24 protein-coding genes and 1 tRNA gene are annotated in these 26,001 nt (G+C 68.6%); 10 read left to right on the top strand and 15 right to left on the bottom strand.

Going from position 1 to position 26,001, the window contains the following annotated elements; translation table 11 throughout:
- Positions 1 to 243: 243 nt before the first annotated feature.
- Complete coding sequence (locus JS756_RS16300) at positions 244 to 2,754, bottom strand: hypothetical protein (protein ID WP_205383838.1); 2,511 nt, start codon at positions 2,752 to 2,754, stop codon at positions 244 to 246.
- Between the two features lie 768 nt (positions 2,755 to 3,522).
- On the opposite strand from JS756_RS16300, the gene JS756_RS16295 reads away from it, so the two are divergent.
- The gene (locus JS756_RS16295) at positions 3,523 to 4,770 is read left to right on the top strand and encodes a Fic family protein (RefSeq protein WP_205383837.1); all 1,248 of its coding nucleotides are present in this window, start codon (positions 3,523 to 3,525) and stop codon (positions 4,768 to 4,770) included.
- Positions 4,771 to 4,944: 174 nt separating this feature from the next.
- Here JS756_RS16295 and JS756_RS16290 read toward each other — a convergent pair whose 3' ends face one another.
- The 7 genes from JS756_RS16290 to JS756_RS16260 all read right to left on the bottom strand — a co-directional run bounded on the left by JS756_RS16290 (position 4,945) and on the right by JS756_RS16260 (position 10,590).
- Positions 4,945 to 5,517 (bottom strand): hypothetical protein, encoded by a 573-nt coding sequence (locus JS756_RS16290; protein WP_205383836.1) that lies wholly within the window; start codon positions 5,515 to 5,517, stop codon positions 4,945 to 4,947.
- A gap of 641 nt (positions 5,518 to 6,158) precedes the next feature.
- A complete protein-coding gene (locus JS756_RS16285; protein ID WP_205383835.1) occupies positions 6,159 to 7,250 on the bottom strand; it encodes a ParA family protein in 1,092 nt (363 codons plus the stop codon).
- A gap of 963 nt (positions 7,251 to 8,213) precedes the next feature.
- Positions 8,214 to 8,639, bottom strand: a complete 426-nt coding sequence (locus JS756_RS16280) for a hypothetical protein (RefSeq protein WP_205383834.1) — start codon at positions 8,637 to 8,639, stop codon at positions 8,214 to 8,216.
- Positions 8,636 to 9,166 carry a hypothetical protein gene (locus JS756_RS16275; protein WP_205383833.1) on the bottom strand — a complete coding sequence of 177 codons (531 nt, stop codon included), beginning with the start codon at positions 9,164 to 9,166 and terminating at the stop codon, positions 8,636 to 8,638. The genes JS756_RS16280 and JS756_RS16275 overlap by 4 nt, the downstream gene beginning before the upstream one ends.
- A 65-nt stretch (positions 9,167 to 9,231) precedes the next feature.
- Entirely contained in the window at positions 9,232 to 9,684 is a 453-nt protein-coding gene (locus JS756_RS16270; protein ID WP_030578383.1) for a hypothetical protein, read from the bottom strand.
- 79 nt (positions 9,685 to 9,763) lie between these two features.
- Positions 9,764 to 10,024: a hypothetical protein gene (locus tag JS756_RS16265; RefSeq protein ID WP_205383832.1), complete on the bottom strand. Its 261-nt coding sequence runs from the start codon at positions 10,022 to 10,024 to the stop codon at positions 9,764 to 9,766.
- A gap of 68 nt (positions 10,025 to 10,092) precedes the next feature.
- Positions 10,093 to 10,590 (bottom strand): hypothetical protein, encoded by a 498-nt coding sequence (locus tag JS756_RS16260; RefSeq protein ID WP_205383831.1) that lies wholly within the window; start codon positions 10,588 to 10,590, stop codon positions 10,093 to 10,095.
- 363 nt (positions 10,591 to 10,953) lie between these two features.
- On the opposite strand from JS756_RS16260, the gene JS756_RS16255 reads away from it, so the two are divergent.
- Complete coding sequence (locus tag JS756_RS16255; protein ID WP_205383830.1) at positions 10,954 to 11,565, top strand: hypothetical protein; 612 nt, start codon at positions 10,954 to 10,956, stop codon at positions 11,563 to 11,565.
- 40 nt (positions 11,566 to 11,605) lie between these two features.
- On the opposite strand, the gene JS756_RS16250 is transcribed toward JS756_RS16255, so the two are convergent.
- The 5 genes from JS756_RS16250 to JS756_RS16230 form a co-directional block, all read right to left on the bottom strand.
- The gene (locus JS756_RS16250; protein ID WP_033895227.1) at positions 11,606 to 12,193 is read right to left on the bottom strand and encodes a hypothetical protein; all 588 of its coding nucleotides are present in this window, start codon (positions 12,191 to 12,193) and stop codon (positions 11,606 to 11,608) included.
- A gap of 87 nt (positions 12,194 to 12,280) precedes the next feature.
- Positions 12,281 to 12,547, bottom strand: a complete 267-nt coding sequence (locus tag JS756_RS16245; protein ID WP_205383829.1) for a hypothetical protein — start codon at positions 12,545 to 12,547, stop codon at positions 12,281 to 12,283.
- Between the two features lie 140 nt (positions 12,548 to 12,687).
- Complete coding sequence (locus JS756_RS16240; protein WP_205383828.1) at positions 12,688 to 13,299, bottom strand: hypothetical protein; 612 nt, start codon at positions 13,297 to 13,299, stop codon at positions 12,688 to 12,690.
- Positions 13,300 to 13,441: 142 nt separating this feature from the next.
- Positions 13,442 to 13,831: a DUF6354 family protein gene (locus JS756_RS16235; protein WP_205383827.1), complete on the bottom strand. Its 390-nt coding sequence runs from the start codon at positions 13,829 to 13,831 to the stop codon at positions 13,442 to 13,444.
- A 72-nt stretch (positions 13,832 to 13,903) separates the two neighbouring features.
- Positions 13,904 to 14,536, bottom strand: a complete 633-nt coding sequence (locus JS756_RS16230) for a hypothetical protein (protein ID WP_240203856.1) — start codon at positions 14,534 to 14,536, stop codon at positions 13,904 to 13,906.
- A gap of 276 nt (positions 14,537 to 14,812) precedes the next feature.
- Here JS756_RS16230 and tap point away from each other — a divergent pair, with 276 nt between their 5' ends.
- From tap to JS756_RS16215, 3 genes are read left to right on the top strand one after another with little or no spacing between them, the layout of a single operon-like run.
- Positions 14,813 to 17,323, top strand: coding sequence for a telomere-associated protein Tap (tap, locus tag JS756_RS16225; protein ID WP_240203855.1), 2,511 nt, complete (start codon positions 14,813 to 14,815; stop codon positions 17,321 to 17,323).
- Between the two features lie 21 nt (positions 17,324 to 17,344).
- A complete protein-coding gene (tpg, locus tag JS756_RS16220; RefSeq protein ID WP_200402162.1) occupies positions 17,345 to 17,923 on the top strand; it encodes a telomere-protecting terminal protein Tpg in 579 nt (192 codons plus the stop codon).
- A gap of 37 nt (positions 17,924 to 17,960) precedes the next feature.
- Positions 17,961 to 20,363, top strand: coding sequence for a DEAD/DEAH box helicase (locus JS756_RS16215; protein ID WP_307790709.1), 2,403 nt, complete (start codon positions 17,961 to 17,963; stop codon positions 20,361 to 20,363).
- Between the two features lie 323 nt (positions 20,364 to 20,686).
- On the opposite strand, the gene JS756_RS16210 is transcribed toward JS756_RS16215, so the two are convergent.
- Positions 20,687 to 22,054 carry an ApeA N-terminal domain 1-containing protein gene (locus JS756_RS16210; RefSeq protein WP_205383826.1) on the bottom strand — a complete coding sequence of 456 codons (1,368 nt, stop codon included), beginning with the start codon at positions 22,052 to 22,054 and terminating at the stop codon, positions 20,687 to 20,689.
- A gap of 233 nt (positions 22,055 to 22,287) precedes the next feature.
- On the opposite strand from JS756_RS16210, the gene JS756_RS16205 reads away from it, so the two are divergent.
- The 3 genes from JS756_RS16205 (at position 22,288) to JS756_RS16195 (ending at position 23,106) form a co-directional block, all read left to right on the top strand.
- Entirely contained in the window at positions 22,288 to 22,569 is a 282-nt protein-coding gene (locus JS756_RS16205) for an HU family DNA-binding protein (protein WP_030578350.1), read from the top strand.
- 201 nt (positions 22,570 to 22,770) lie between these two features.
- On the top strand, positions 22,771 to 22,977 hold the full coding sequence (locus tag JS756_RS16200; protein ID WP_030578348.1) for a cold-shock protein: 207 nt from the start codon (positions 22,771 to 22,773) through the stop codon (positions 22,975 to 22,977).
- Between the two features lie 55 nt (positions 22,978 to 23,032).
- Positions 23,033 to 23,106, top strand: a tRNA-Met gene (locus JS756_RS16195).
- Between the two features lie 123 nt (positions 23,107 to 23,229).
- Here the strand turns inward: JS756_RS16195 and JS756_RS16190 are convergent.
- Positions 23,230 to 23,652, bottom strand: coding sequence for a hypothetical protein (locus JS756_RS16190; RefSeq protein WP_205383825.1), 423 nt, complete (start codon positions 23,650 to 23,652; stop codon positions 23,230 to 23,232).
- Positions 23,653 to 23,932: 280 nt separating this feature from the next.
- Between JS756_RS16190 and JS756_RS16185 the strand changes: the two genes are divergently transcribed.
- Positions 23,933 to 25,471 (top strand): serine/threonine-protein kinase, encoded by a 1,539-nt coding sequence (locus JS756_RS16185; protein ID WP_205383824.1) that lies wholly within the window; start codon positions 23,933 to 23,935, stop codon positions 25,469 to 25,471.
- Complete coding sequence (locus tag JS756_RS16180) at positions 25,468 to 25,884, top strand: hypothetical protein (RefSeq protein ID WP_205383823.1); 417 nt, start codon at positions 25,468 to 25,470, stop codon at positions 25,882 to 25,884. Before JS756_RS16185 ends, JS756_RS16180 begins: the two co-directional genes overlap by 4 nt.
- Positions 25,885 to 26,001: the final 117 nt, after the last annotated feature.

Genomic DNA, 26,001 nt, shown 5'->3' with positions numbered 1-26,001 from the left:
ACCAGGGCCTCCCACCACTGCGCGAGGGTCCACTCCCGGCCGGGCTGGGAGACCGCGACCGCCAGGGCCATTGTCAGCCGGTAGCCGGAATCGGCGGCTGTCTTGCCCGCGTACCGGCTCTCGGTGTCGCCCTCCAGCAGCAGCCGGCGCGCCGGCCCGACAGACCCGGCAGCCCTTGTACCCACTCGGTCAGCGACGGCCGTCGCACCGGCCGGTGCGCGACAGTAGAAGGTACGGGACGGTTCATGCCCCCACCCCCGCCTCGCTGCCACGTGCCAGCGAGCCCGGCAACGCAGGGGGCCGTCGTACGGACATCGCGCGCTCGGGCGGCGCGGGGCGGATCAGGCCACGGACCTGGGCGGCCGCTTGCGCATACCAGTCGGGTTCGGCATCCGCTTCGGACGTGGGCCGGTCGGCCCGCAGCGTACGCAGCTGGTCGTTGAGGAGCGCGTGTGCCGTGTTGAATCGTGCCGTCTGGGCGGTCTCTTCAGCGGCCTCGCGGGCCGCCTCGAGGCTGTCGTGGAGGTGGCTGCGCCGCATCTCGGTGGCGAAGACCTTCTCGTACTCGGCCTGGGCCGGCGGCTGGTGAGCGAACCAGTTCACAGCCCGGCGTTGCAAGGCGCCCAGCTGGAGTTCCGCGGCCAACCGCGCCGCGAGCGCCACCGATTCGGCGAACACGCCACCGCCCGCAGCGAGCAGGTCCCTCACCGCCTGGTCGATCGCGCCGCGCATGTCCCGCTCGGTCCTGCGCACCGCATCAAGCCGGTACGCCTCGCCGCTCATGCCCCAGGTGGCCACCGCCACGTCGACGGCCTCGGCCACCAGTTCCTCGACGCGTCGCTCGTCGCGGCACCGGCCGCACAGACCGGCTGTCTCCGGCTTCCCGCACACCGTGCAAGCCAGCGCCCGTCGGGCGGCCTCCTGGGCCGCACGCTGGGCCCGCTGCTCGGCCCACACCCGCTCACGGGCGTGCCGCTGGCGGAGTGCGTCCTCGCGGCGCACCGCCGCGGCGGCGGCCTCCCGTTGCCAGCACGCGTTGAGCTCCGCCTCGAACACCGGCCGGTCAACCCGGCCGCCGGCCAGAGCCGTTGTCGCCTTGGCGAAGGCGCGGGAGCGCAGCGCCCGTCCGTCCAGGACCAGCATCTGGCAGGCGGCGCAGTCGGCCCGGGTGTCCATCCGTCGTCCGTCGTCGCACCGACTGTCAGGGCACAACGCCCGGCGCGGCAGGGCACGGCCGACCAGCCACCCCACCGGGTCGGTGACCGGCACCGTGCCCTGCTCGGTCAACCGGCGCTTGAGTCGCTCCCGGAGAACCCGCTCGGCATCCACCCCTGGACCGCACGCCCCCGAGATCTCGTCGAGCCGCGCCCGGACCACCTTCGTGACGTAACGCCTGGTCGTCATCCGGTCCAGCCGGCCCCACACCATGGCCACCGGCTCCAGCACACGCTCCAGCCCTTTGGGCACCTGAGCCCACACCGGCGGCGGCCCCCCCGACGCTGACCGCCACGCCTCAAGCGTCGACACCGCGGCCGACGAACCCGACTCCCCCTCCGCCAGCAGCAGATCAGGCTTGTCCCCGCGAAGCGGGCCAGCCCCGGCGTCGACGGCCGTCACGTCACCGTGGAGACCATCCTCCAGCGTCGGGGAGTTCCCGCCCTCGCACGCGCGTACCGGCTGACGGCAGTACCCCGACGCGGCTTCGCCGGAAAACCCGAAACCTCCAGCACCCTCACCACGTACATCAGCCACAACAGCGTGGTCGGCGTGAGGGTCTGCAGCAGCACGACTCGCCTCGAACGTCTCAAAGACGACCTGACCTGCGAAAAGATCGCTACCAGCATCGTCGAGATCCCTGGGTGCAGTTCCGGAACCCTCCTCGGCGCCTCCAAGGTCATCCCACGACAGCTGCCGCCACCCATCCCCCTCCACCACAAGCACGTCGGCCTCTTCACGCCGGGCACACCGAACACAGCGCGCAGCATCACCGGCAGACGCCGGATCAGCAGACGCAGAACTCTCGAGCTCGGCATCGTCCGGGACCGCGGCCGCGGACCCATGCGCGGCCGCCACCGCCGGCACCACGAGTCGACCCGGCGCGACCGTCACCGCTTCCGCGGCAACAAGCCGGCCCAGCACCGTCGCGGCCACCGGCGCACGGCACCCCAGCATCCGCGCCAGAGTCACCGCCGCCCGGCCATGACGAGCTACCTTCTTCGCCAACGGGCCACCGACCAGCGGAACCCGCCCGTCCGGCCGTGCATGCAGGGCGAGCAGAACCAGTGCCAGCCGATCCGACGCCGCGCCCCTGCCCAGCCGTCCCTTCTTCACCAGCAGGCCCGGGGGCGTGGCGCACTGCTCACCCCACCCCGGAGCGAACAACTCCTCCAAGAACCGCAACAGTGTCGCCAACTCGGCCTTCGTCAAAGCCAAAGGTGCGCCGTCGTCGTTTCGGGCCTCCCACAGAGCTTCCACCCGATACTCGACACCGGTCGGTAGACCGTCGCCGCCCCGCAGCACACGCGCAGCGACAGCATCAACGTCACGGAGAACGTTGAGTACTTCGTGGTCGACGGTCGACTCCGACACCCCGAGCCAACGACCCAGCTCTCTGGCCGTGATCTCAATCCGGCAGCTGCCATGGCTGGCCTTCGCCATCAGCACGAGGGTGCCGAGACGCACAACATCCTTGCGGCCGGCGAGCCTGGGATCGGCAAGCAGAGCGCGGACGGCCGTCAACAGCCGGAACCCCATGCCGCGACCTAGCTGCAGCGGATGGCCTGGGGGGACGGTGGCTGCCGACGAAGAACCCGGCGGACTGGGCTTTTTCTTACTGGATCGGGCGTTATCTTCCTGCGACGCGGAGGAGCCAGATTTTGGCAATGGAAGACTAGCCCTATGGCTGGCGGCTATGATCTGCTCCAGAACTGCATAGGGATGAAGGCACAACGCGACCGACCGCTCGACCGATTGAAGGAAAACTCCAGGTCAGCGGGGGTGAGGCTGAAACCCGCCTGAGCGGCGGGACGGGCAGGTCAGGTTGTCGTTTGCTTCTCCTCCTCTTGCGATTTGCGGGTGGCACCGCAGACCGCGAGTGACGCCGACTGAGTCGGCTCGATGCGGCGGACATGGCAAGACTCGGGGTGGCGACCCCGAGCAGTGGCGATGGGCAACTTGGCGAAGTTGCCCGGTGAGGCGACCCCGAGGGTCGCCTTTTCGCTTTGAGTCCGGTTCTGAAGGTCCCCGTCGAGTGACCGTGGCGACGATCCCACCGTTGACCTTGCCGAGGCGCGGCGCGCCTCGATCCGTCCCGAAGCTCGTGTGTTTTGCGCGCTGACAGGCCGGCCTTCGGTGAGACGGGCACCAGCCCCACTCACCGGAACCACCCTGTGCATCACACCAAACATCACGGGGCACACACTATCCTTAAATGGATCTGCCTGAGGCTGAACCTTTGGAGCGTGTCTAGTGGCAAGGTTTTCGGAGCGGCGCTGGCCCACCCAGCCTGGTGTGACCCCTGGCGTGGAGGAGCAGCACCCCCGGACATTCGCCGCGTATGAGCCGGATCTGCTCAGCGGTCGCCAAATCCGACTGTCAGCTGAACTGGCGGCGGAGGTTGCTGAAGTGGACCGGATGGTTCGCTCCTTCAACGACGCGGCGCCCACCAGCCCGCATCTCGAGTCACTGGCCCGTTTCCTTCTCCGCTCAGAGGCGGTGGCGTCCTCGCGTATCGAGGGGGTCGTGGCCTCCGCCCGAGCTATCGCGCATCTCGAGCTCATGCTTGCCACAAAGGCCGGGGACGATCACCGGACGCACCGAGGCATCAGCGACAGCGCGCGCGAGGTCGTCAACAACGTCCTGGCACTTCGCAAGGCTGTCACTGCGCTCTCAGAAGCCGCGGACGTCTCCGTTGATGACATCAACGATCTGCAGGCTGCTCTGATGGTGGAAACGGAGCAGCACGAGACCTCTGGATACCTCCGGACCGTGCAGAACTGGGTAGGCGGGACTTCCGACGGTCCCCACGGAGCGGAGTATGTACCCCCGGCCCCCGAAGCGGTCGCTCCCCTGATGAGCGATCTCGCCGCGTTCATCTCAGAGAAGCACCCACTTCCGCTCGTCCAAGCAGCTCTAGTGCATGCACAGTTCGAGACGATCCACCCCTACAACGACGGCAACGGCCGCACCGGCAGGGCCTTGATTCACACGGCGCTCGCGCGCCAGGGCCTAGCAGTTGGACACGTCTTGCCCATCTCGATGTCGCTCCTGGCTCACGCCCGCGAGTACATCGCCGGACTGAATGCCTACCGGTATGTCGGCGCTGCTGACAGCGCGGCTGCGGCCGCTGGCATGGATGCCTGGATCCGGGTCTTTTTGGCGGCTACGCGGGACGCGGTCTCTGAAGCTCGTCGCTTCACTGATGAGCTTGCCACGATGCGGAAAGCGTGGAACGCGAAGCTAGCTCAGCACCGGGAAGCTCTGGGCCGCCGTGGACAACCCCGCAAGGGTGCAGCGGTGGTGCGGCTTATGGAGCAGCTACCTGGCGTTCCCATCGTGACCGCCAGGGCAACTCAGATGCTGCTGGGCGTTTCGTTCGTTGCGGCTTCAAGTGCCCTCGAGGAGTTGGCCGGCGCCGGAGTGGTGCAGGTAAAGGAAGTGGAGCGGGGCACCCGCGCCTACCTCGCCACCGACGTGCTCGACCTGATCAGTGGTGCCGAACGCCGGCTGATGACGAAGTGGGACCTTCCGGAGCTCGATGCATGGGCATAGCTCGACGGCATCCGAAGTGCGAGCTTTCCTTTAACGTGGCGTGCCGTCCGTTTAAGGTAAAGACTACCGTGAGTAGCCGAGGCGGTCGGTCTGTGACCTAGAGATGCCTCTGCCCCTGCCTTCTCAGCAAGAGGGAAGCAAGGGGCAGAGTCGGTGCGATACCTGTCGACGTGCTTACTGAATCGTCGTAACCAGGTGCCTCTGGAAGAACGATGCCAGGTGCGATCGCTCGCCAGGCAGCCTGCCGAGGAACTCGGCCACACAGGCACTCACGATCTCGAAGGGCTTGGCCTGGATGTCCTGGATCGAGTCCATGAGATCCATCATGCGGGTGAGCCGGGCATTGACGTCGGCACGAAGCGAACACACCGGGCGGTAGTTCTTCATGCTCGCGCTCTCCTGATCGCTCAGGATGTACCGGCGATATGCCAGTCCCTTCTGCGCAAGCTCCCACACGTAGTCCCGCTCGGCCTCCATGTCATCCATGTCGATGCCCGATGGGTCGAGAGGCCGAAGCACTGGCTCCATGGCCGCGTCGATGTAGTGGGCGATGGTCAGCTTCGGCCGCTGAAGCGTAAGGGTCTTCAGCAGGGCCTTGTCCGCGGTGATCTGCGTTCCAGCTTGGTCAGCCGTCAGCCCGTACAGGTTGATGTTGCGGCTCTCGAACGGCAGGGCCTGAAGCTGAGAGGCGCTGTACACGGTCAGGAGATTGGCATAGCTCGGCGAGTTCTCCGCCAGATCGGCCATCGCGGCCTCATTGCGCTGCCTGGGGGCATCAGCGTTGAACGGCTCAGCAGACCTTCGTCGGCCCGGCCGGCGAGCCGGGAGGCCGGAGAGCGAGGACGAGCCTCGTACGGCCGGGGCGCTAGCAGGGCGCTCCGCCCGTGCCAGTTCCGATGAACGCTCTCCAGTTACGAGTTGGGCCGATGCGACGCCAGCCTCCTGTTCGGCATCCAGAGCCATAGGTGCCGATTGCGAGGGCATGTCGTCCGAGTGAGTGACGGCATGCGCAGTTCCGCCAGGGCCACTCTGAACAGCTCCATTTGCGGAGCCGTCGGTCTCCTCGGCCGCGCTGCTTGTAGAGGATGTCCTCTCCGCAGCGGCTGTAGCTCCGGCAGCGACGGTCTTGGGAAGTTCCTCTTCCCGCGATGCGACTGGAGCGTGATCGCGCTGCTGTGGAGGAACGCCAGCTGCCGGCTTCGGCGTGGTCGTCAGAACGAACCCCCCGCCAGGGCGGAAGTCGTCCTCCTCATCGTCCTCGTCACCTCCACCTAGATCGATGGCGGGAACGATCAGGTGTTTCTTCTCCCCCGCGTCGTCTCGCTTGCTGTTCTTCGACTCGGGTCCCTTCGCTGCGCTCTGAGCCTTACCCGCGGCGGTGGACTTGGTCATGACGCTCCCTGCATTTCCTTCTCACGGAGTTGGGCGTTGCGCTGCCGCACTCGGGTGATGACTCCTCGTGCCACGCTCGAGTAGTCATCCGCGAGGTTCACGGACATCTCCGCGTCGGCGTATCGCCCGTTCTCATCGCGAGGGCGGGGGACCAACTCCCCCTTGTCGTCGAGGAGTTTACCGGTCGCAGCCAGAGCAAATTCGCGGGCGGGCTTCCCGTGATTGCGGCAAAGAGTGGCGATGGAACGCGCATCACGCACGTACTCGTCCAGGATCAGGCCAGGGTCCATCCCGGCATCCGACAGCAGCTGCTCGATCTTGGCACGGACATTGGTGAGCTCCGTCGTCGGCTCGCCCTTGACCTTCCGGAAACCGAGAAACGCGATCGCCGTGAGTTCAGCTTCGGGGTTGAGGCGACGGTTGGAGCGGATGAGCCGCGTGACCGTGGAGAGTCCACGCAGAGCGGCGTTGTCAGTGTTGTGGATGGGCGATACGAGGTGCGTCGCCGCCGCCAACCCGGCCCGCTGAATGGCCTTGTCACCCGGCGAGAAGTCGAGAACGATCCAACGGTACAGATGTGAGATCTGCGCCAAGAGTAGTGCGAGAAGAAGATACGCGGCGAGAGCGTGCGTGTCCGCGAGCTTGTTGATGCGCCCCGCGATGTCCGCGCAGAACTTGCCGGAGATCGTCGCGTCCAGGTACGGGCGAACTCCCTGGACCACCTTGAGGTTGCCGTCGTTGGTGATTGCGTCCCGCAGAGCCTTCCCGTGGTCGTTGAAGACCGTTGCGTCGAGACCGAGGTCGGTCCTTCCGTCGCCGTTCGCGTCGATCTCCATGTACAGAATGGGCTTTGCCGACTTGCCCTGTTCAGCTCGGAGGGCCTGCTCCTCCGACAGCATGTAGGCCAGGTTGGTTGCAAGAGTCGTCTTGCCTTCGCCACCCTTGCCGATCGTCGAACCGATGACGTTCCGCAGGTAGGGCCTGAGTTGAGCGACGAGCTGTGCGAGCACTTCCGGCTCCGTCAGATCGTCGAAGTCGGCGATCGCGCTGAGTCGACTCTGCAGCTCTGTGTATTCGAAGAGTTCCAAGGTTGCTCCGCAGTCCCGAGTTGGCCACGAGGACCACGCGCAAGCTAGCCCACAATGGCTGCATCGATCCGCAACCGGCTCGCGTGTCCCGTCATGCTCGTGCGTGACCCTACACGGCCGCGCGAGCCCATGTCACGTCACGTCACCGTGTCTTCATCGAGGGCGTGTTGCGAAGGTCAAGATCATTCTCGCCTTTCCGTCTTTTCTCGTGTTTCGCCCCCCTAAAGGTGATGTATTTGCTTGCGGTAGTGCGCTTATTGAGGTGTCGCCCAATCTCTCCAAAGCGATTAGCTCATTGCCTGTAGGGCGAGGTGAGTGACTGAGTGAGTAACTGAGTGAAGTATGTGATTTTGTGAAACATGCAGGTCAGGGGCCGTTTTGCCAATCCTTGACCATCCACCGCGTCGGCGTCTGCGCGAGACATGTCGTCTCGTCAAGGTGCTTGGTGGCAGGTGACCCGTCAAGCTCCCCTTGGCGCCGAGGAATTCTGCGCCTCATGTGGTGATCGGTAGTTGGAATAGCCTTGCTCGCGCACAGGTGATTCGCGGAATTTGAAGGCGTGCCCTATCGGAAACGGCGACAGACGCCGCACCTTGCGGCACTGACCAGGGAGCGCGAGCAATCGAGATGGGCCACGACCCTCTGGATCGCCCTCCTCGGGCCGTGGTCGACGTGGTCGGCATCGGGAAGCGGGCATCCACAGGTTCGTGAGTTTGGGGCTGCCTGGTTCATGGCAGAGCGCGATCCGCGCTTCACGAGCGCGGATCGCGCTCTGCCACGTAGAGGAGAGGCAGCCGTTGGTGGTCAGGATGGAGCGCCGGCGGAGGCGAGGTGGGTCAGGATGAGAAGTTCGGGCTGGCCGAGCAGCTGATCGAGGTCTCCCGGGGCCTGGCGCAGCCAGTCGCTCTAGTAGATGACCGGCGTTCGGGGAGAGAGCCGGTCTCGGCAGGAGGGGGGTTTGGCTCAGGGTGAGGCAGGTGCGCGCCAGCGCTTCCAGATCCGACGTCGTGAGATCGAGCGGGCGAGAGGTACGAGTGCGGAGCCCGACAGGCCGAGGACTCGCCACGGTTCTTTTGGCATGTGGCCATCGAGCGTCGGCTCGTCGGGGGCGGGGTCGTTCTCGCTGAGGGTTGTGTCGGTCAAGCGAAGCCAGAGCTGGCCGTCGCCGGTGCGGATGTCCAGGGTGTTGGGGCTGGTGCTCTGGACGTGGCCGGCGGGCCGGGCGCGCAGGACCCTGCGGGCGGCTAGGAGGACGTCAAGGCCGGGGAGTTCTCTGTGGTCGGGGCCGGTGGGTTGTGTCCAGCCGCTGTCGGTGCGGATGTGGACGGTGTAGTTGGCGTCGGGGTCGATCAGCTGACGGGCTGTGGCGTAGGCGTGGTTGGGGTTCATGTCGCTGCTCCGTCGGCCGAGGGGCGGGGGTGTTCGTGCTCGCCGGCGTTGTTCACCTCAACGAGCAGCAGTCCGGGCTCTTCGTTCTGGTCCTCGATGTGGACGTAGGGGACGTCGGTGGCGGGGCCCCACTGGGCTCGGCGGCGGATGAGGACGCTGACGCCGTGGACCTGGATCTCGTAGACGTCGCTGGGGGTGTTGTCCTCGGGGGAGGCGTCGACCACGGTGATCGACGCGTCGCGGATGCGGTGGAGTTCGGGGTCGGCCATGGAGGTTCCGGAGGTTGTTGGCGCGGAGTCGGGGGAGTAGGTGGCGGGATCGAGTGCGACGAGAGCCTCGGCGATGGCCGAAGCCAGGTGGGAGGGGATGAGGCTGGTGTTCTGCAGCAGCGCGAGCTTGTCGTGCGGGGTGTCGGCGTGGTCAATCGCGTCGAGCTGGTCCTGGTCCTCGGTGTCGTCGCACGCCCACTGCTGGGCTTCGGCGAGGAGGGCTTCGAAGAGGGGGCCGGCTGCGTCGGTGGGGTTCATGAGGGGCCTTGGGTCGGGGTGCCGTGCCCTGCGGGCCCGGCACCGGAGGGCGGCGTGGGGTGGTGTCAGGGCTTGGCGGGGAGGAAGTGGACGAGGTGGAGGGGGGTTTGCGGCCCGCGCTCGTTGAAGGCGTCGACGCAGTCGGAACAGGTCGCCAGACGGGGATCGGCCGCGATGGGCTGGTGGGACTCGGCGCCGCACAGGGTCCAGCCCTTGCTCGTCGGAGCGAGCGGGGAGGTGAGGGGGCCCGGGTTCCAGGCGGTGGGGTCGGTCGTGGCTGCGATGCACGCCTCCGTGGTGGGGACGGGCGGGGCGTTGCGGACGGCTTCGGCGAGTTGGAGGAGGAGGCCGAGCACCTTGTCGCGGTTGCCGTAGAGGGCGATGCCGTCGCTGCTGTCGTAGACGGCGGCGACGATCTCGCCGGGCTCGACGAGTGCGTCGTCGGAGTTGAAGCCGGGGTAGAGCAGGACCGGTGTGGCGTCGGCGGAGACCCACTCGAATTCGGTGTTGCCGAGCATGGGAGAGCCCTTCGGGTAGGGGTGCGGGACACGGGCGAGCAGGCGCCCGACGCGTGGCCGGGCGCAGCTGTGGGTGAGGTCAGGGGGTGACCGGCTCGACGTGTTCGACGGTGTCGTCGAGCCAGGCGTCGTCATCGCGGGCGAACTCCTCGTACGCGCGTTGCACGGCGTGGCGGTGGGTGTCGACGGGGAACGTGCACGCCCAGTTCGCGCCGTTGGCGAACGCGGGCCGGGTGAGGGCGTCGACGGCGTCCTGGTCCTCGTCGTCCACCTGGTGGGACGCGGTGATGCTGAGGGTGGCGTTGTCCGTGGACCAGCGGCCGATCAGCAGAGTGGACATGGCGTGGCTCGCCTACGTGGCTGGCCGGGACCCGGCGGTGGCTCACCGGGCCCTGGGGACGGTGAGGTTCAGGAGGCCAGGACGACGCGGATGTGTTCGCCGTAGCCCGGCTTGGACCACCTGGTGAGGGAGTCGAGGGCGGCGGCGATGTCCGCGAAGCGGTCCCGGTCACGGAACCCGCCGGTGACCTCTTCGGTCCTGCCGCCGTACATCTCGGTGACCTCGGCGCCGCGCCAGCCGGGTCCGCCCCAGTAGTCGAAGACCACGGCGTCGGGCATCGGGGCGTCGGGGCCGTAGTGCCGGAGCAGCGCGCGGCGCAGCGCGGCCCACCGGCGCTCGGTGTACATGCACGGGTGGAGGTCGCCGACCGGCTTGCCCTTGCTGCCCCATCCGCAGCCCTCGCAGTAGCGCTGCCCCCGGTAGTTGTAGGCGGGGCAGGCCGGGTTGCCGCAGCGCCACAGGTAGCCGGCATGGCGGGCGAGTTCGTGGATGCGCTGGGTCTCGGGCTCGTCGGCATGGGCGAGGAGACGGGCTATGACGGATCGGATCGCGTCGGCTTCGGACATGGGAGATCTCCGTAAGGGGGCGTGGGGGAGCGGCAGTGCGGCTCCGAGAGGGGGGCGGGGTGGAGGGGAACGTCACCCTCAACATGAATAACACTACACACTGAAACGCGAATAGGCAACAGGTCGGGATGGTGTGGGCCCGCGCAGCCCAACCCTTCAAGGAGACGCAGCGCCACGGGGCCAACGCGCTGCCGTAGGCGGGACCCAACGGCGCGGAGCCCGAGCAAAAGCGCACGGACACACTGACCTTCATCTCGCGCGCGCCGGCCCCTCGGGAGCGCCCGCGCCGCCAACACGCCAGCCATCGGCTCAGCCTCAGCCATTCCGGAGAACGCGGTCCCCTCCTGGGCCACCATCAGAGGCATGCGTGAAGAGGACTTCCAGGAAGAGCAGTACTTCGGCGACGACTTCATTCACCTCACTGACGCGCCCTTGTGGGAGCGAGAGGCCCTGCCCAAGTCGCGCAGGACCAAGAACTTCAAGAATCGGCATCTGCTTCCCGGCGCCAGGGTGCGACTGCTCGACTACTTCGACACGGGGCGTACGCCCCCCAAGGAGATCTGCGCCGCCGTACGGCACAGGGCGTGGGAGGACCTGGAAGAAGCAGGAGGGCCGCTCGATGCCGTCGGCGACCGGCTCTACGTCCTGGAGTTCCGGTCCATGATCGAGAAGCTGTCCTACATCAAGGTCGGCAGGGCGGAGAACACGCCTGCCAACACCCGCGAGGTCGTGGATCGCATCTCACGCCATGAAAGCGACGCGCAGGTGACTCAGGCGCTCCTGTTCCAGGCGTGGATCTCGCGCCCGTGCGCCACGGCTGAGGGATGGGAGACAGGCGTCAAGGATCATCTGACGGCCGTGACGGAGATCCTGAGAATCGGCGTGGCGGTCAAGAAGGAGTACTTCCGAGGCATCAGCCACTTCGACGCCGTGCGGGTTGCGAAGATGCACCAGGAGCACGTTGATCTGGCCTAACACCCAGGAGCGCGCGATCCGGCGAGCGTGTCGGCGATGGTCAAGAGAGACGGACGATGCCGATGTGCACGGTCCGGCCGCACGGGAGGCTTCCCCGCCCATCCAGACCGCTGTCGGTGCGCCATGTCCGGACCTGCTCCAGCCCTGCGCCGACGGCAGCGGCGACACTCTCCACGTCGTCACCGCGTGCGGCTGTCGCCAGCAGCCGGACCGTGAAGACCTGGCCGTCGTCGTCCACCCACAACTGGGCCCCCGACAGCAGCTCTTGATCCAGTGCGGCCGTCCACGGGGCCAGCGTACGCAGCAGGGCAGCCGCCGCCGACGTCGACGTTGAGCGGAGTCTGGGCGCGGTCCCGCGCACCGGCGTGTCCACGGCGGCGACCAGGACCACTTCGTCTTCCAGGTCCGCCGTGATCACACCGTCGTCACGGTCGACCGCCCGGCCGGCCACCTCGCCGCCCGTCGCCGCTGACAGGCGCGCCATACTCGCCGAGGCGGCCGGCCCGCTCGCGCACACCTCCGCCTGCACGTCCCGGTCGCTCATGCACAGCCGGACCGGCTCCAACGGGCCACAGCTATCCAGCAGGCGGGCAACCGCTTCCACGCAGCGGGCCAGGGAGAGTGACATGGCCGCCATTCTCGCCCCAGCGAGGTCGAGGCGTTGGGTTGTCCGGCCAACGGGCCGGCTTGAACCCGGGCAGCCGCCGGTCGGCGGTCAGCTGCCCGCGGCGGCCGTCGGCCGGGTGTCGGTGACCGGCCTGAGCCACGACACCGCGTCGTGGGCGTAGCTCTGGAACGCCGGGGCGAGGTCCGAGGAGTCGTCCAGGGCGCTGAAGTTGAACGCGATGCTCGTGGCGCCGTCGTCCAGGGCGACAACTGGCTCCCGCAGTCGGGGCAGCGACCGCGCCGCGTCTTTGGGGGTACGTGTAGAACCAGACCGGCTCCCGGCCGACCCACACCAGACCCGCCTGAGCCTGTTCACCAAGACGTGTGTCGTCGGCTCAAGTACGCCACGGGAAAGGCGTTGTGGGCTGCGCCAGCCCTCGGGGAGCGGCTCTTCGTACCACGCGCCAGTGCCGGGCGGCCGGAGGCCACGGCACCGCATGGCCTGGGGGCCTACGGCTACGCGACGCTGCCGACGGGGGCATGCCCGGAGACGTGCCAGTCCCACAGCTGGTGGGCGCTGTCCAGGCTGGGGCACCAGGTGACCTTGCGTCCGTTGCGGCAGATTTCGCCGGCACCCGGCGCGCACCGGCACACCACCCGGAACTGTCCGGCGCGCGCGGTCACGACCGCCTGCACGATCCGGCCCATGTGCGTGCCGTGGACGACATCCAGACGGATGGCCGCGGCGAGCTGTTCCGCCGTGACTACCTCCAGCCGGTCGACCGAGTCCAGCGCCTGGCAGACACCGCCGTCAGGGAGCGTGTACGACTTCACGGCCACCCACTGCCCGAGCCGGACCACGGCGCCGACCACTGCGGCCCGCTCCTGCTCGGGGTAGCGCTGCATGACCAGGTCGCCCCGCCGGATGTGAGGGGTATCCGCCAGACGCTGGAGCGAGCTCACCGAGACCTTCGCGCTGACGCGGTCCTCGAGCCGCGCGGACTCCACGGTCCACACACCCGGCCCGGGCTTCATCAGTTCCCACTCGCCCGGCCGGCCCTCCACCTCCACGATCTCACCGGCACTGAACATCCCGCCGTCGGGCGGAGTGTCGGGGGTCCAGAGCATGGCCTGAGTAGACGTCACCACTTCTTCCCAGCTTCCTTTCCGTGTTCATTCGAGTGACCTCGAAGCCGCGAGCCGTCGGCCCGGCCCGCCTTCTCGGAGGCGGGCCGGGCCGCAACTGGGCAAGCGCGCTTCGCGCGGCCGGTCAGCCTTGGGCCTTCGTCGCCTCGGCGGTGAGCTCGCGGTGCACGCACAGCGCCGCGGCCGCGTACGCCACGGGCGACGGGTTGGCACCCTGCACGCCCGTCATCGCCGCAAGGAAGCGTGCGTAGAGGGCCTGGTCGGCGTCGTCGACGACATCCTCGATCAGCTTGAACGCGCTCGTTGCGAAGCGCCGGATGGCCAGCGGCCGGGCCTTGCGGCCGGCCGTGCCCTGCCTGTCGCGCTCCACCACACACTCGGCGTGAGTGTCCGTCAGAGCGAGCACGCGCAGCATCCGCTCGCGGTCGACCATGTCGGGGGCCATGTCCTGCCACAGCTGCCCGACCCGGACGGGTCCGACGGCGGAGGAGACGGGGGAGGGGCTGGTACTCATGAGGAACTCCTCAACAGGGGCGAAGGATTGGTGCCGGGCGGGCGCCCGGGGGCAAGCGGAGGATCGGGGGACTCAGGCCGTGGTCCCGGGGAAGGGAGCCTTGAGGATGCGGAGGTTCTCCGCCTGGATCTCGGCGCAGAACCGGCAGATGAGCACCCACAGCGGCATGGACAGCCCGTCGAGCTGGTCATGGAGCAACCGGGCGGCTTCGTGCATGCCGTGCTGCGCGCGGACGACGTCCATCGAGTCCAGGCCGCGCGACCTCCGCTCAAGGGACCGGCCGGCGCCGAGCAGGAGGTCGTGGGCCTCGCGGCTGACCGTCTCCAGCCGCAGCGGATGCGCTGGGGTGAGCCGGGACGGCGGCGGCGGGGCCGGGTCGAAGGCGGTCGGGCGGGCCGCGCTGTAGCGCGTCGCCCACAGCTCGACCATGTAGACCGCGGCGGCCTGCCAGGCCGCTGCGTCGTGCTCGCCGGTGCGCTCCTGGAACGTCGCGATCGCCCGGTCGAGGAGGACCTCGGCGCGCTCCAGTGCCGTGCCGTGGCCGAGGCGGAAGTCTTCCAGGGCCTTGGCGGCCTCGATCACGTGCACCTGGGCCGCGGGGGCGTGATCGGTGAGACTGCGGCGCATCAGGATGTCGCCCGCCTCCATGACGATCCGCGAGCCCGGCGCGGCGGGCTCCCCTGGTTCGGGGGACAGGTAGGGCATGGCTGTCGTACTCCTCAGGTGTCATGTCGGTCGCGGGAGGCAGATCCCGGCGGGCCAGGAGACGGGCAAGTCCCGGCGTGTGCCGTGTCGTTGCGGACAAGGCTGCCTTCTCGTTTCTCCTCCGGGCGGCCCGGCCAACGAACAATGACAATACAACTTGAAATCCAATCAGGCAACAATCACAATACATACTGGAATCTCAACAAGGCGCTTGCGTCCCTCGGCTCGGGTGCGTTAGATTCGCGTTAGATTTGAACTCTGAGGGTGGAGGTGGAGATGGGGGCCAGCGACCCGGTGACGGCTGTACTCGACCGGATCTCGTTCGACGGTCCGGTGCCGCCACTGCCGGAACCGGCGGAACGGGTCAGGCTCCGGGAGGCGTTCGGCTGGACCGTGACGCAGATGGGCCAGGCCAACGACGTCCGTCGCGAGACGGTGTGGACCTGGGAATCGGACCCGCCCCGCACACCGCGCGGCGAGAAGGGGCAGCGGTACGCCAGGATCCTCGCCTACTTCGCCGCCGAGCTCGCTCGCGTTGGTGCAGAGGGTGGCTCCGCCACCTTGGAACCCGAGCCCGAGTCAGCGCCGGATGCGCTCGCCGCGGAGGCGACTCCTCTCGACGAGTTCGAGTTCGACATCGAGGACCCTCCCGAGCTCGTCTGGCCGGACACCGAGCCCGCCCCGGCCCGCGCGGAGACGGCGGTACCCGAGTTCGACGAGCCCGGCTCCTGGACCGACCTGCCGGAGGGCGTCACCAGGCTGTGCGCCCGCTGCGGGCACCCGACGTCCAGCGTCGTGGACGGCCAGCCCCGCCACGTCTACCTCCAGGCCATGGCCGCCATGGGCATGCCCCGCTGCGGCACCCGGCCCACCACGCAAGCCGAGCCCGCCTCCGCCCCGCGCACCGAGACGGCGCCCACGCCCGCCGTTGCCCCTCCCGCCCCCGCGGCGCCGGCGGTCGCCGCACCGGTGGCCACCCCGGCACCGGCCCTCCCCGCTGCCGCCGCACCCGCCGGCCGTCCGACGGCCGCGACGCGCCGCCCGGCCACCGCTCCGGCCTCCCGCCGTACGAAGCGCACGGCGAAGAAGCCGGCCGTGAAGCCGGTGCCGCCGGAATACGCCGACGGCCCTCTGGCCGTCCTCGGCATCACCGACGGCGCCCTCACCGCGCACCTCGCTGACGGCCGCACCGTTCCGTGCCCGGCCAAGACCCTCCAGGCCCTGGCCGCGTGGGCGCTGGACAAGCGGAAGATCCGCCTGGGCGCGGCCAAGGTCCACGACAACGGCTTCGACCAGGACCCGCTGATCATCCTCACGGAGGGCGCCGTCGCCCACTTCGGCCTGCCCACCAATCTCGCGGACCAGGAAGACCTCCGCCTGCCGGCCGACCACAAGGCCCTCAAGAGCCTCACCAAGGCCGGATGGGAACTCACCAAGGCGGGGTTCGGCCCGTGGCCGCGGATCTTCAAGCGTCTCGACGGCAAGCGCCACTGCATCCAGCTCTTCCTCACCCCGTGGGGCGCCCTGGAGAGCCGCGTCTGGGGCCCGGCCGGCGAGCTGCCCGCGGGCGACCTCGCCAGGATGCTTGGCACCTACGCCCGCCTGGTCATCACCCCCCGCGGCACCGTCGCCGTCACCGGCGAGGAGCTCATGACCTCGCTGCGCCCGCCCACCAAGGCCGAGTGGAGCCAGGACGAGGGCAAGTACGTCTCGGCGAAGGTGCCCCACACCCTCCACACCCTCGTCGACCCCGCCCCGCCCGAGGCCCCCGACGAGCATCCCGTCGTCGCCGCCGACTACCCGGAGGAAGGCTCCCGGCCCGCCAGCGAGGCCCTCGACGAGGAGGCGTGCATCTGGGTCCGTCCCGCCGACCTGATCACCGACGCCGAGCGGGCGTGCACCCACGTCGCCGCCCTGGACGTGCAGGTCGCCTTCCTCGCGGCCTGCCGCCGGCTGCACGTCGGCACCGGCCCCGCCATCCACTACCCCCGCAACCCCGACTTCGACCCCGACCTGCCCGGCTCTTGGTACCTCGACCTCTCCCACGTCGAGACCGACCCGCGCCTGCCCAGCCCCTTCACCTCCAGCGGCGAACGCCCCGACGGTCCCGGCTGGTACGCCACCCCCACCGTCGCCTACGCCGTCGAACTCGGCGCCGACGTCCGCCCCTTGGAGGCATGGGTCCGGGAGACCCACAGCCCTTACCTCCAGCCCTGGTACGACACGCTGCGCGACGCCTACCTGACCGTGATGGCCGAACTCGGCGTCACCCAGGACCTCGACGACGAGGACTTCCTCGCGGCCATGGCCGTCTACAAGGATGGCGACCCGCTGCTGGTGACCCTGGCCAACGCGATCAAGGCCACCGCCAAGTCGGGCATCGGCAAGCTGCGCCAGCGCCCGAACATGGGCGTCGACCACGTCTTCGGCGACCCGTGGCCGGCCCTGAAGCGCCTGACGTGGCGGCCCGACATCCGTGCCATGATCCTGTCGAAGGCGCGGACCAACATGCACCGCAAGATGCACAACCTCGCCACCATGGCGGGCCGTTACCCCCTCGCGGTCAACAACGACTGCGTCGTCTACGCCATCGACGGCCTGTCGCCGCTGCCCCTCCTCCTCGGCCCCGACGGCGAGCCGATCCGCGGCGGGTTCCGCCTCGGTGTCAACCCCGGCTCCGTCAAGCACCAGGGCTCCCAGACCATCGGCTGGGCGCTGGACCTGCTCGCCGACGGAGTGAACATCGCCAACGAGATCAAGGACGCCTCGCTCGTCCGCGTGGCCTGAGACCAAGGAAGCTGACTGACCGTGGGACTGATCGAAGACCGCCTGGACGAGGCCGCCGAGACCGCCTACTCCCAGCCGATCCCCAAGACCCTCGGCGCCCGGATCCGTTTCCTGCTCAAGCAGGAGAAGGGCGTCAGCCGTGCTGAGGCCGCCCGCGCGGTCGCTGAGAAGATCGGCAAGTCCCAGCGCACCGTGGAGCGCTACCGCGACGACAAGATCAAGTCTACGAAGCCGGAGACCGCAGCCCTCGTCGAAGCCGAGGTCAAGAAGCTCTGGCAGCCGCTCGTGAAGGCGAAGAAGCTCCAGGCCGCCATCACCACCGGCGGCATCAAGGTCGACGTACGTGCCAAGTTCGGGTTCACGTCCCCCAAGGGCACCACCAACGACCCCCGCTACCGCCGCCTCACCCGCCGCCTGGACGCAGCCACCGCAGCCGCCCTCTTCGAGGCCAAGACGGCCGGCGCCTCCGAGGAAGACCTCGCCCAGATCGTCGCTGACGGACTGCGCGACGACTACTTCACCGACGGCGGCACCCGTGCCACCTCCCTACAGCAGGTCGAGCTGACCGGCATCGACCACATCCGCTTCAGCATCACCTGACCGCCGACCGCCCCCGGCTGAGAGGACCGGCCACCCCGTGACCGCGACCATCACCACCCCGCCGCCCCGGATCAGGCTGCGCCCGCACCAGTCCAAGGCCGTCCACGCCGCGCACACCGCGCTGCGCCACACCGCCCGGACCTCCATCGTGATGGCCTGCGGCACCGGCAAGACGTACGTCGCCGCGCGCACCGCCGCCCGCGTCGCCCCCCAGGGCACCCGGCTGGTGCTGCTGCCCACCCTGGAACTTCTCGCCCAGACCATCGACGACTGGCGCACCGCCGGCATGAGCGGCCCGGTTCTGGCCCTGTGCTCCAAGCGCCCCAACACCGCGGGCGAGCCGGTCCCGTTCACCACCGACCCGGCCGTCCTCGCCTCCGCTGTCCGCCAGAACCCCGGCCTGACGGTGTTCGCCACCTACCACTCCCTGCACCGCGTCCAAGACGCCCACCACCGCTTCGCACTCCCCACCTGGTCGCTGATCGCCATCGACGAAGCTCACCGCACCAGCGGTGACCTGGGAAAACGCTGGGCTGCCGTCCACGACGACGAGCTGATCCCCGCACACAAGCGGCTCTACCTCACCGCCACCCCGAGGATCTGGTCGGCTGGCGAGCCCGATGACGACGAGGACGACTCGCTCGTCGCATCCATGGACAACCCCGCCCTCTATGGCGACACCTGCTTCCGCCTCCCGCTCGCCGAGGCCATCGACATAGACCTCCTGGCCGACTACCGCGTCGTCGTCATGGAAGTCCATGAGGCCACCATCCGCACCCGGCTCGGCATCTCCGACAAGGCCACCGAAGCCGAACTGCGCCAGGCCGCGCTCCAGATCGCCGTCCTGCGAGCCATGGCCGAGCTCGACCTGCGCCGCGTCGTCTCCTTCCACCACCGCGTCGCCGACGCCCACGCCTTCGCCAGCACCCTCCCCGAGACCGCCGCCCTCCTCCACGCACTCGACGAGACCGGAACCAGCTGCCCCGACCCGGGCGAACTGTGGGCGGCCGGCCTCGACAGCACCATGGACCCCGCCTACCGCCGCGAACTCCTCGACCGCTTCGACGGCCGCCCCGGCGAGTTCCTCGAACCCGCCCACCGCACCGTGATCGCGAACGCTCGCCTTCTCGGCGAGGGCGTCAACATCCCCAGCATCGACACCGTCGTCTTCGCCGACCCCAAAGAGTCCATCGTCGACACGGTCCAGGCCGTCGGCCGGGCACTGCGCCAAAAGCCCGGCCAGGGCAAGAAGGCCACCCTCATCGTCCCCGTCTACGTCGCACCCGGCGAAGACGCCGACGACCTCATGGGCTCCAACCTGTACCGGCCGCTCTGGCGGGTCCTCCAGGCTCTGCGTGCACACGATGACCGCATCGCCGACCGTCTCGCCGTCCCCCAGCAGCCCGCCCACCCGGTCCCGCAAGACGAGGACGAGGAGACCGGCGTGCCCGTGGATGTCGTCTTCGACCGGCCCTTCCCCGCCGACACCATCGCCCAGGCGTTCCGGCTGCGCGTCCTCCACCCCCGCGAAGCGTCCTTCCGCCGCGGCCTGGAAGCCGCCACCGCCTACCAGCAGCACCACGGGCACCTCGACGTCCCCCGGCTCTACGACGACGAGAACGGCTTCGCGCTGGGCCGCTGGATCAACCGGGCCCGAAAGGCGTACGCGGCCGGCACCCTCAAGCCCGCCCAGATCAAGGCCCTCGAACACCTCGGAATCATCTGGAACCTCCAGACCCAGGCCGCCGAACGCGGACTCCTCCACGCCCGCAACTGGGCCGCCCGCCACGGCCATCTCGCCGCCCCCACCGGCGAGATGGCCGGCGACTTCGCCCTCGGCCGCTGGCTCACCAACCGCCGGGCCGCCGCCCGCACCCGCGCGGACAACGGACTCGAACCCGACCCCACCGACACCGCGCTCACCGAGATCGACCCGTACTGGAACCCCGCCTGGCCGATCACCTGGCAGCGCCTCTACTACACCGCCCGCACCTACGCCGACGCGAGCATCACCCTCGACGACCTCCCCGCCGACTTCCTCACCGACGACGACGAACCCCTCGGCGAGTGGGTCCGCGCCCAGAGCACCGACTACAGCACCCTCCACCCCGAACAGCTCCGGCTCGTGCGCGAACTCGGCATCACCCTGATCGAACCCGCCGACGACGAACCGCCCCAGCCCACCGGCCGCGCCGCCCGCCAGCAGCGGCAGCTTGACCACGGCCTGGCGGCCGTCGCCGCCTTCCGCGCCCGCGAAGGCCACCTCCACATCCGCCAACGCGACACCGTCACCGTCGACGGCGCCGAATTCAAGGTCGGCCAGTGGCTCAAGAACCTCCGCAAACGCTGGGACACCCTGCCCCCCGAGTATCTCCAAGCCGTCACCGAGGCAGGACTGACCCCCAGCCCCTCACTGACGCCTGGCCCGGCAGGCACCTGATACGAGCAGCCCCAGAGGGAGGACTGTGCTGTCCCGTGGCACCCGAGTCCAATCCCGCACGCGGTCGGCTGTCGGCGGCAACAGCGACCGAGTGCCCCTCGCCAACAGGCTGGAAGACCGCTGACGACCGACTACCACCCCCGGCTGGCGGCCTGGTCGAAGGCTCTGACAGCCGAGCACGCCCGGCACGAGGGACAGCCAGAGTACGTGCGCCGGATGACTGAGAGACGAGCCGAATCCAGCACGGGATCGACCGCCGCCCTGCGAGAACCCCGCCGACTCACCAACCCGCATGGCAAGGCCAGGTGCTGGCGGAACTGGATTTACGTCCCGATGCTGAGTTGTTTCAAGCTGTCCTGGAAGCGTGTGTTGCGGAGAGCTCGGGCGTCACTATCAGTGATACCTAGGTCTTGGAGTAGTCGCACTCTCATCAACCAAAGCAGCACCTCTCCGCACCAATAGCGTTGAGTTGCGCTTGGCCCCTTGTCTGCTCCGCCGTGAGAAACGCCGGTGCGCGCGTTGTAGACGAGAGTTGGAAAATCTGGAACTGTGGCAAGGATTCTCTGTCCGAGTTTTCCTGTAGACGACACGACATCTACAATTTGCTCCTTGAGTGACTTGTCGTTGCGTCCTTGGATCACATTCTTTGCCCACTGGACATGATCTTGGGGCAAGCCAGCAGCATCGAGTGCCGACACGACCAGTTTGACCCGCGCCCCGTGCTCCTGTTTAGATACGTCTTTGCTGCCGAACTCATTCTTCTTGACCCTGTGATATGCCTCAAGGCTTTGGAAAAAGGATGCGTACCGGTGCGCCGAGTAGGTGAAGGGTGCGTAGAGCGGTGCATGCAGCAGTGCGATCACCGTCTGGCGGTCCTGGTACAGGTCGAACCAGCGAGGCAGGAGCTCTGAGAGAGGTACAGAGGAATCCTCTGCGGTGAGCAAGGTAGGGGCACGGTAGGAGGAAATGCTCGATTCCACAACGCTTCCGGGTGCGAGCGTTCGGAAGTATGCAGACATCCATTCCTCGCTTCCTTCTGGGCGCAACTCCACATCTCTCATCCGGAGTTCTCTACCCAGAGACAAGAGCAGGAGATCATGGAAGGGGCGAAGGTAGGATTCAAGCAACTCTGACCAGCGCTGCGGTGAGCCGGATTCAGCAGAGAAGGCGCACCAGCGGCGAACAGAAACATGGGCTTCATCAGACGATCCGATTACGCCACTTCGAATGGCCAGTGAGGCGTCTCCCCATGTCGTTGAGACGCACTCCGCAATCTTGTCGTCAATAAGAGTTGCCCGCGGCTCCTTTTGCCTCTTGCTCACTGGCGGAGCGCCAACCCAGTCCGCCAGATAGTCAAAGTCGGATCGAATTCCGCTGAAATCCGCGTCCATCAGGTGGTCCCCTATCACGGCCAGCTCTGCATCAAACGTCTGCTCCGTGATTTCAGGCCACTGGCTAGTCATTCCGAAAGCGCCGAGCAGTGTAATGGAACGCTGCTGCTCTTCGCGGCCATGGATGAGGGGGAGAGTTCCCCACTCGGCTGGCCCGGAAAGCTCCCCACCGGGAACCTCCTGGCTCAGCAACGCACCGTAGAGCGTCAGGACCGGGCCTTTCTCGGAGAAACTGAGCTTCCCCGTCGTAGGCGCTCCCCCTGGGATCCACCAGGAACCGTAAACCTCGAAGTTGTCCATCGCTGAAGTCTGTCGGATCGGCGCCACATAGGCCGGGTGATGAGGCATGAAGCCAGCCGGCACCAGTCCTTGAGACCAGCGCTTCAAAGTTGCCCGCACCGCAGCTCCGGTGATCCGGCGAGGAACTGCCTGGCACCGGACCCGGCGTTGTCAGACCCAGGTGACAGGATGGCGCCGCACACGTCCCGTCCGTGCAGCGGACGTGACAACCCGAGGACCACGGAGTACCCCTCATGAACCGCAGTGAGCTGATCGCAGCCCTCGCCGAGCGCGCCGAGGTGACCCGCAAGGACGCCGACGCCGTGCTGGCCGCCCTCGCCGAGACTGTCGGCGACGTCGTCGCCAAGGGCGACGAGAAGGTCACCATCCCCGGCTTCCTGACCTTCGAGCGAACCCACCGTGCCGCTCGCACCGCGCGCAACCCGCAGACCGGCGAGCCGATCGAGATCCCGGCAGGCTTCAGCGTGAAGGTCTCCGCCGGCAGCAAGCTCAAGGAAGCCGCGAAGGGCAAGTAGGCGCCAGCCTCCCGCACGCAGCGGGCCAGCACCGAAGAGCCCGAGGCCCGCTGGGGGGCACAACTTGCACGCCTCAGCCGCGCGGGAGCCGGATTGGTGTCCCGCCTACGGGGTAGAACGGACGCCGGACGCCCTTCGATGACGGAGGGCACCACCCACAGACCGACCGGGAAGCACCCGGCGATTTCGAAGGACAGACGCATGGCCAGCGGCACCGTGAAGTGGTTCAACGCCGAGAAGGGCTTCGGCTTCATCCAGCAGGACGGCGGTGGACCGGACGTCTTCGCGCACTACTCCAACATCTCCGGCAACGGTTTCCGCGAACTTCTCGAAGGCGAGCAGGTCACCTTCGACGTGACCCAGGGCCAGAAGGGCCCCCAGGCCGAGAACATCGTCCGCCGCGGCTGACCCCTGAAAATGAGCGCCGCCCCGCGACGGCCACTGTGTAGAGTGGCGTCACCGACGCGGGGTGGAGCAGCTCGGTAGCTCGCTGGGCTCATAACCCAGAGGTCGCAGGTTCAAATCCTGTCCCCGCTACTGACCGAAGGGCCCGGATCCGTCCGGGCCCTTCTCCGTTTCCGAACCCCGCACAGCCCAGGGCCGACGACCTCTTCGCCTCCTTCCGGCGTAGCTGCCCGGGCCCCTCCCCTCAGGCTGGCGTCATTCCGGCAGTGGCGGAGGCCACAGGAGCCGGGCCCGGCCGTACCGGGCCCTGGCCGCATCCGCGCTCAGACCGTGCGGGCGTCCGATCTGCTCCCAGGTGGCGCTCACCTCCCGATCCGCGATCACCGCGCACCGCACCAGCTCGCTGGTCAGGTGCTGGAAGTCCGCGGCCGCAGTGCTGTGCATCCCCGCGTCGGCCCGCTCGTTGCCGACCGCGTCGGCCAATAGCAGTTCCAGGGCCTCGCATCGGGCCCGGATCTCGCGCGAGATCTGCAGCAGAGCGATCCGGGCCCGGAGGGCAGCTGCCGCTCGCCGCCGCTCCCGGTAGGCCTCTTGCCGGCAGGAACGCGGACGAGGGCAGTACCGGCGCCGCCGCCCGCCGGGTAGCCCGGCGCCACACCACGCGCATGTGTCGTCCATATCCGAAGGATTCCCCCGGAACCCGATGACAGGCACTTGCCACCGTCGTCCGGTAGCACCGGCGTGGCCCGCCGCACACGTCCCTACAACCACATTCGCATGCCGTTGACCTGCAAAGACACCGACTGGAGTGCGGGCCGCAGTACCGCTGCCGGCAGCGCTTCGCCCAGCCCCGGCAAGGCGTTTTCGTATGCTCCGCCGCACCGCGGGCACGCCCTCGCCCGCGGCGCGCCTGGAGCCGGCCGGCTCAGCGCCCAGACACGCAGGGCTGGAGGACTTGATGCGCGGCACGACGGTCGCCGGCCGGTACCGGCTGAAGGAGCCGATTGGCAGCGGAGGCATGGGCACCGTGTGGCGCGCAGAGGATCTCCACGAGAACCACGACCTCGCCCTCAAGATCATTGCGGTGGGGGAGGGGGACCTGGTGCGGGAAGCGGCCTTCCGCCGCGAGGCGCAGGTCGCCGCGCGCCTGTCCCACCCCAACGTTGTTGCCGTCCGGGAGCATGGCGTCGCCGACCTCGACGGCTGCCGGATCCTCTTCCTGGCCATGGACCTCGTCGACGGACGGCCGCTGAACACCCTCACCGGCCGCCCGCTCCCCGTCACCCAGGCCCTGACCTGGGCGATCCAGATCAGCCAGGCCCTGGAGGCTGCCCACCACCGCGGCATCGTCCACCGCGACCTCAAGCCGTCCAACGTCCTCCTCGACCAGGCCGCCGGCAACGCCGCGAAACTGTGCGACTTCGGCATCGCGCGTCTTACCGAGGCCACCCACCACACCCTGACCGTGACCGGCGTCGCCATCGGCACCCCTGCCTACATGTCGCCCGAGCAGGCTCGCGGAGACACCACGCTGAGCGCACCCAGTGACCTCTACTCGCTCGGCTGCCTCCTCCACGAGCTGCTCACCGGCCACGTCCCCTTCACCGGCACGGGCTGGCAGGTCCTCAACCAGCACGTCCACGACGCCCCGGCACCGCTGTCCGTCCTGCGCCCCGGGGTTCCCCGCGAGCTCGAGCAGCTGGTCCTGGAGCTCCTCGACAAGGACCCCGACCGCCGGCCGACCGCGGCCGACACCCGCATGCGGCTCACCCGGCTGTACACCGCGCTGGCCGCCTTCGCCGACGCACCCACCGCGACAGCGCCCCGGCGCACGCCCACGCTGGTCGCCACCACGACCTCCGTCAGCCGCCACCGCGAGCCGGGCGCCCGCAGCAGCACCGTGTGCGTGGCCGGCCTGACCGCGGCCGCCATCACCGGCGCCCTCTCGCTCACCACCACCGTGCCGACGCCCTGGACGACCAGCCTGGGCACTCTCGCCGGGCTGCTGCTCGCCGTCCTCTACCTTCTCGATCCGCCCCAGCCACCGCACCCCGGGCAGCTGAGGATCACCACGGCCGCCCTCATGACCCTCCTGCTCCTCACCGGCGGCGCGGCGCTCGCCGTTCTCGTCACCGACATCTCCTTGTGGGCGTACGCCCTGGCCATCAGCGTCCTCGGCGGGCCCACCCTGGTCGCCTGTACCAGCGGTGTGCGCCGCCTGGTCGAGCACACGCTCCACCGCTCGGCCTGGCACGGCGACCTCGCGGCGACCGCCGGTGGCCTGCAGACCGCCGCCGTGCTGCTCGCCGCCCACCATGCCGGCCTTCCGCCTCTCATCCTCATCGTCACCGGCGCCGTGCTGTGGCCGGCCGCAGCACTTCTCACCGCGGTCCTCAAAACGCGCCGAACCCGCCACGACCCTCTTGCGCCGGCCCGGACCGGAAGCACCGAGCTCCTGCGTGTCACCCGGCCCCGGTCCGCCGTTACCCCCACATGAACGACGCCACCACCGGCTCCGGCGAGATCATTTCCGGCTCGGTGATCGACCGACTGCTTGCCACCGCCGACTGCTCCGACGGTGAACGCGCCCTCGCGAACGGCACTCTTGCCGAGGAAGCGGCCTACAAGTACGCACTGGCCTACGGGCTGTCCGGCGGCCGCGATCTTCACCACGATGCTCACAGCGCCGGCATCGACAACCTCCTGGGCCACGCGGTGCCGGCGGCCGTCGCCTTCGCACTGCACCACCTCGGTGCACTGCTGCCCGACCTGACGATCGAGCAGTGGGAGCGGCTCGATGCCGCCGCCATCGCCCTGCACTCCCGAATCTGCGAGGACCTGACCGGAGCGAACGGCACCGGCGATGCACCCCGAGCCCCTGCCGATGCCGTACCCGATGACGTGAGCTGAGCGGTACGGCCCGCGGCACCGGTTCCCACCGACGGCAAGGCGACGATCAGCGTCGATGTCAGTGGCCGGCTCTATGCTGCGCCGCACAGCGAGGCAAGACCCCGCTCACCCTTGAAA

Source organism: Streptomyces actuosus (assembly GCF_016921115.1).
GTDB classification, from domain to species: domain Bacteria; phylum Actinomycetota; class Actinomycetes; order Streptomycetales; family Streptomycetaceae; genus Streptomyces; species Streptomyces actuosus_A.
This window is presented reverse-complemented; position numbering and strand designations above follow the sequence as displayed.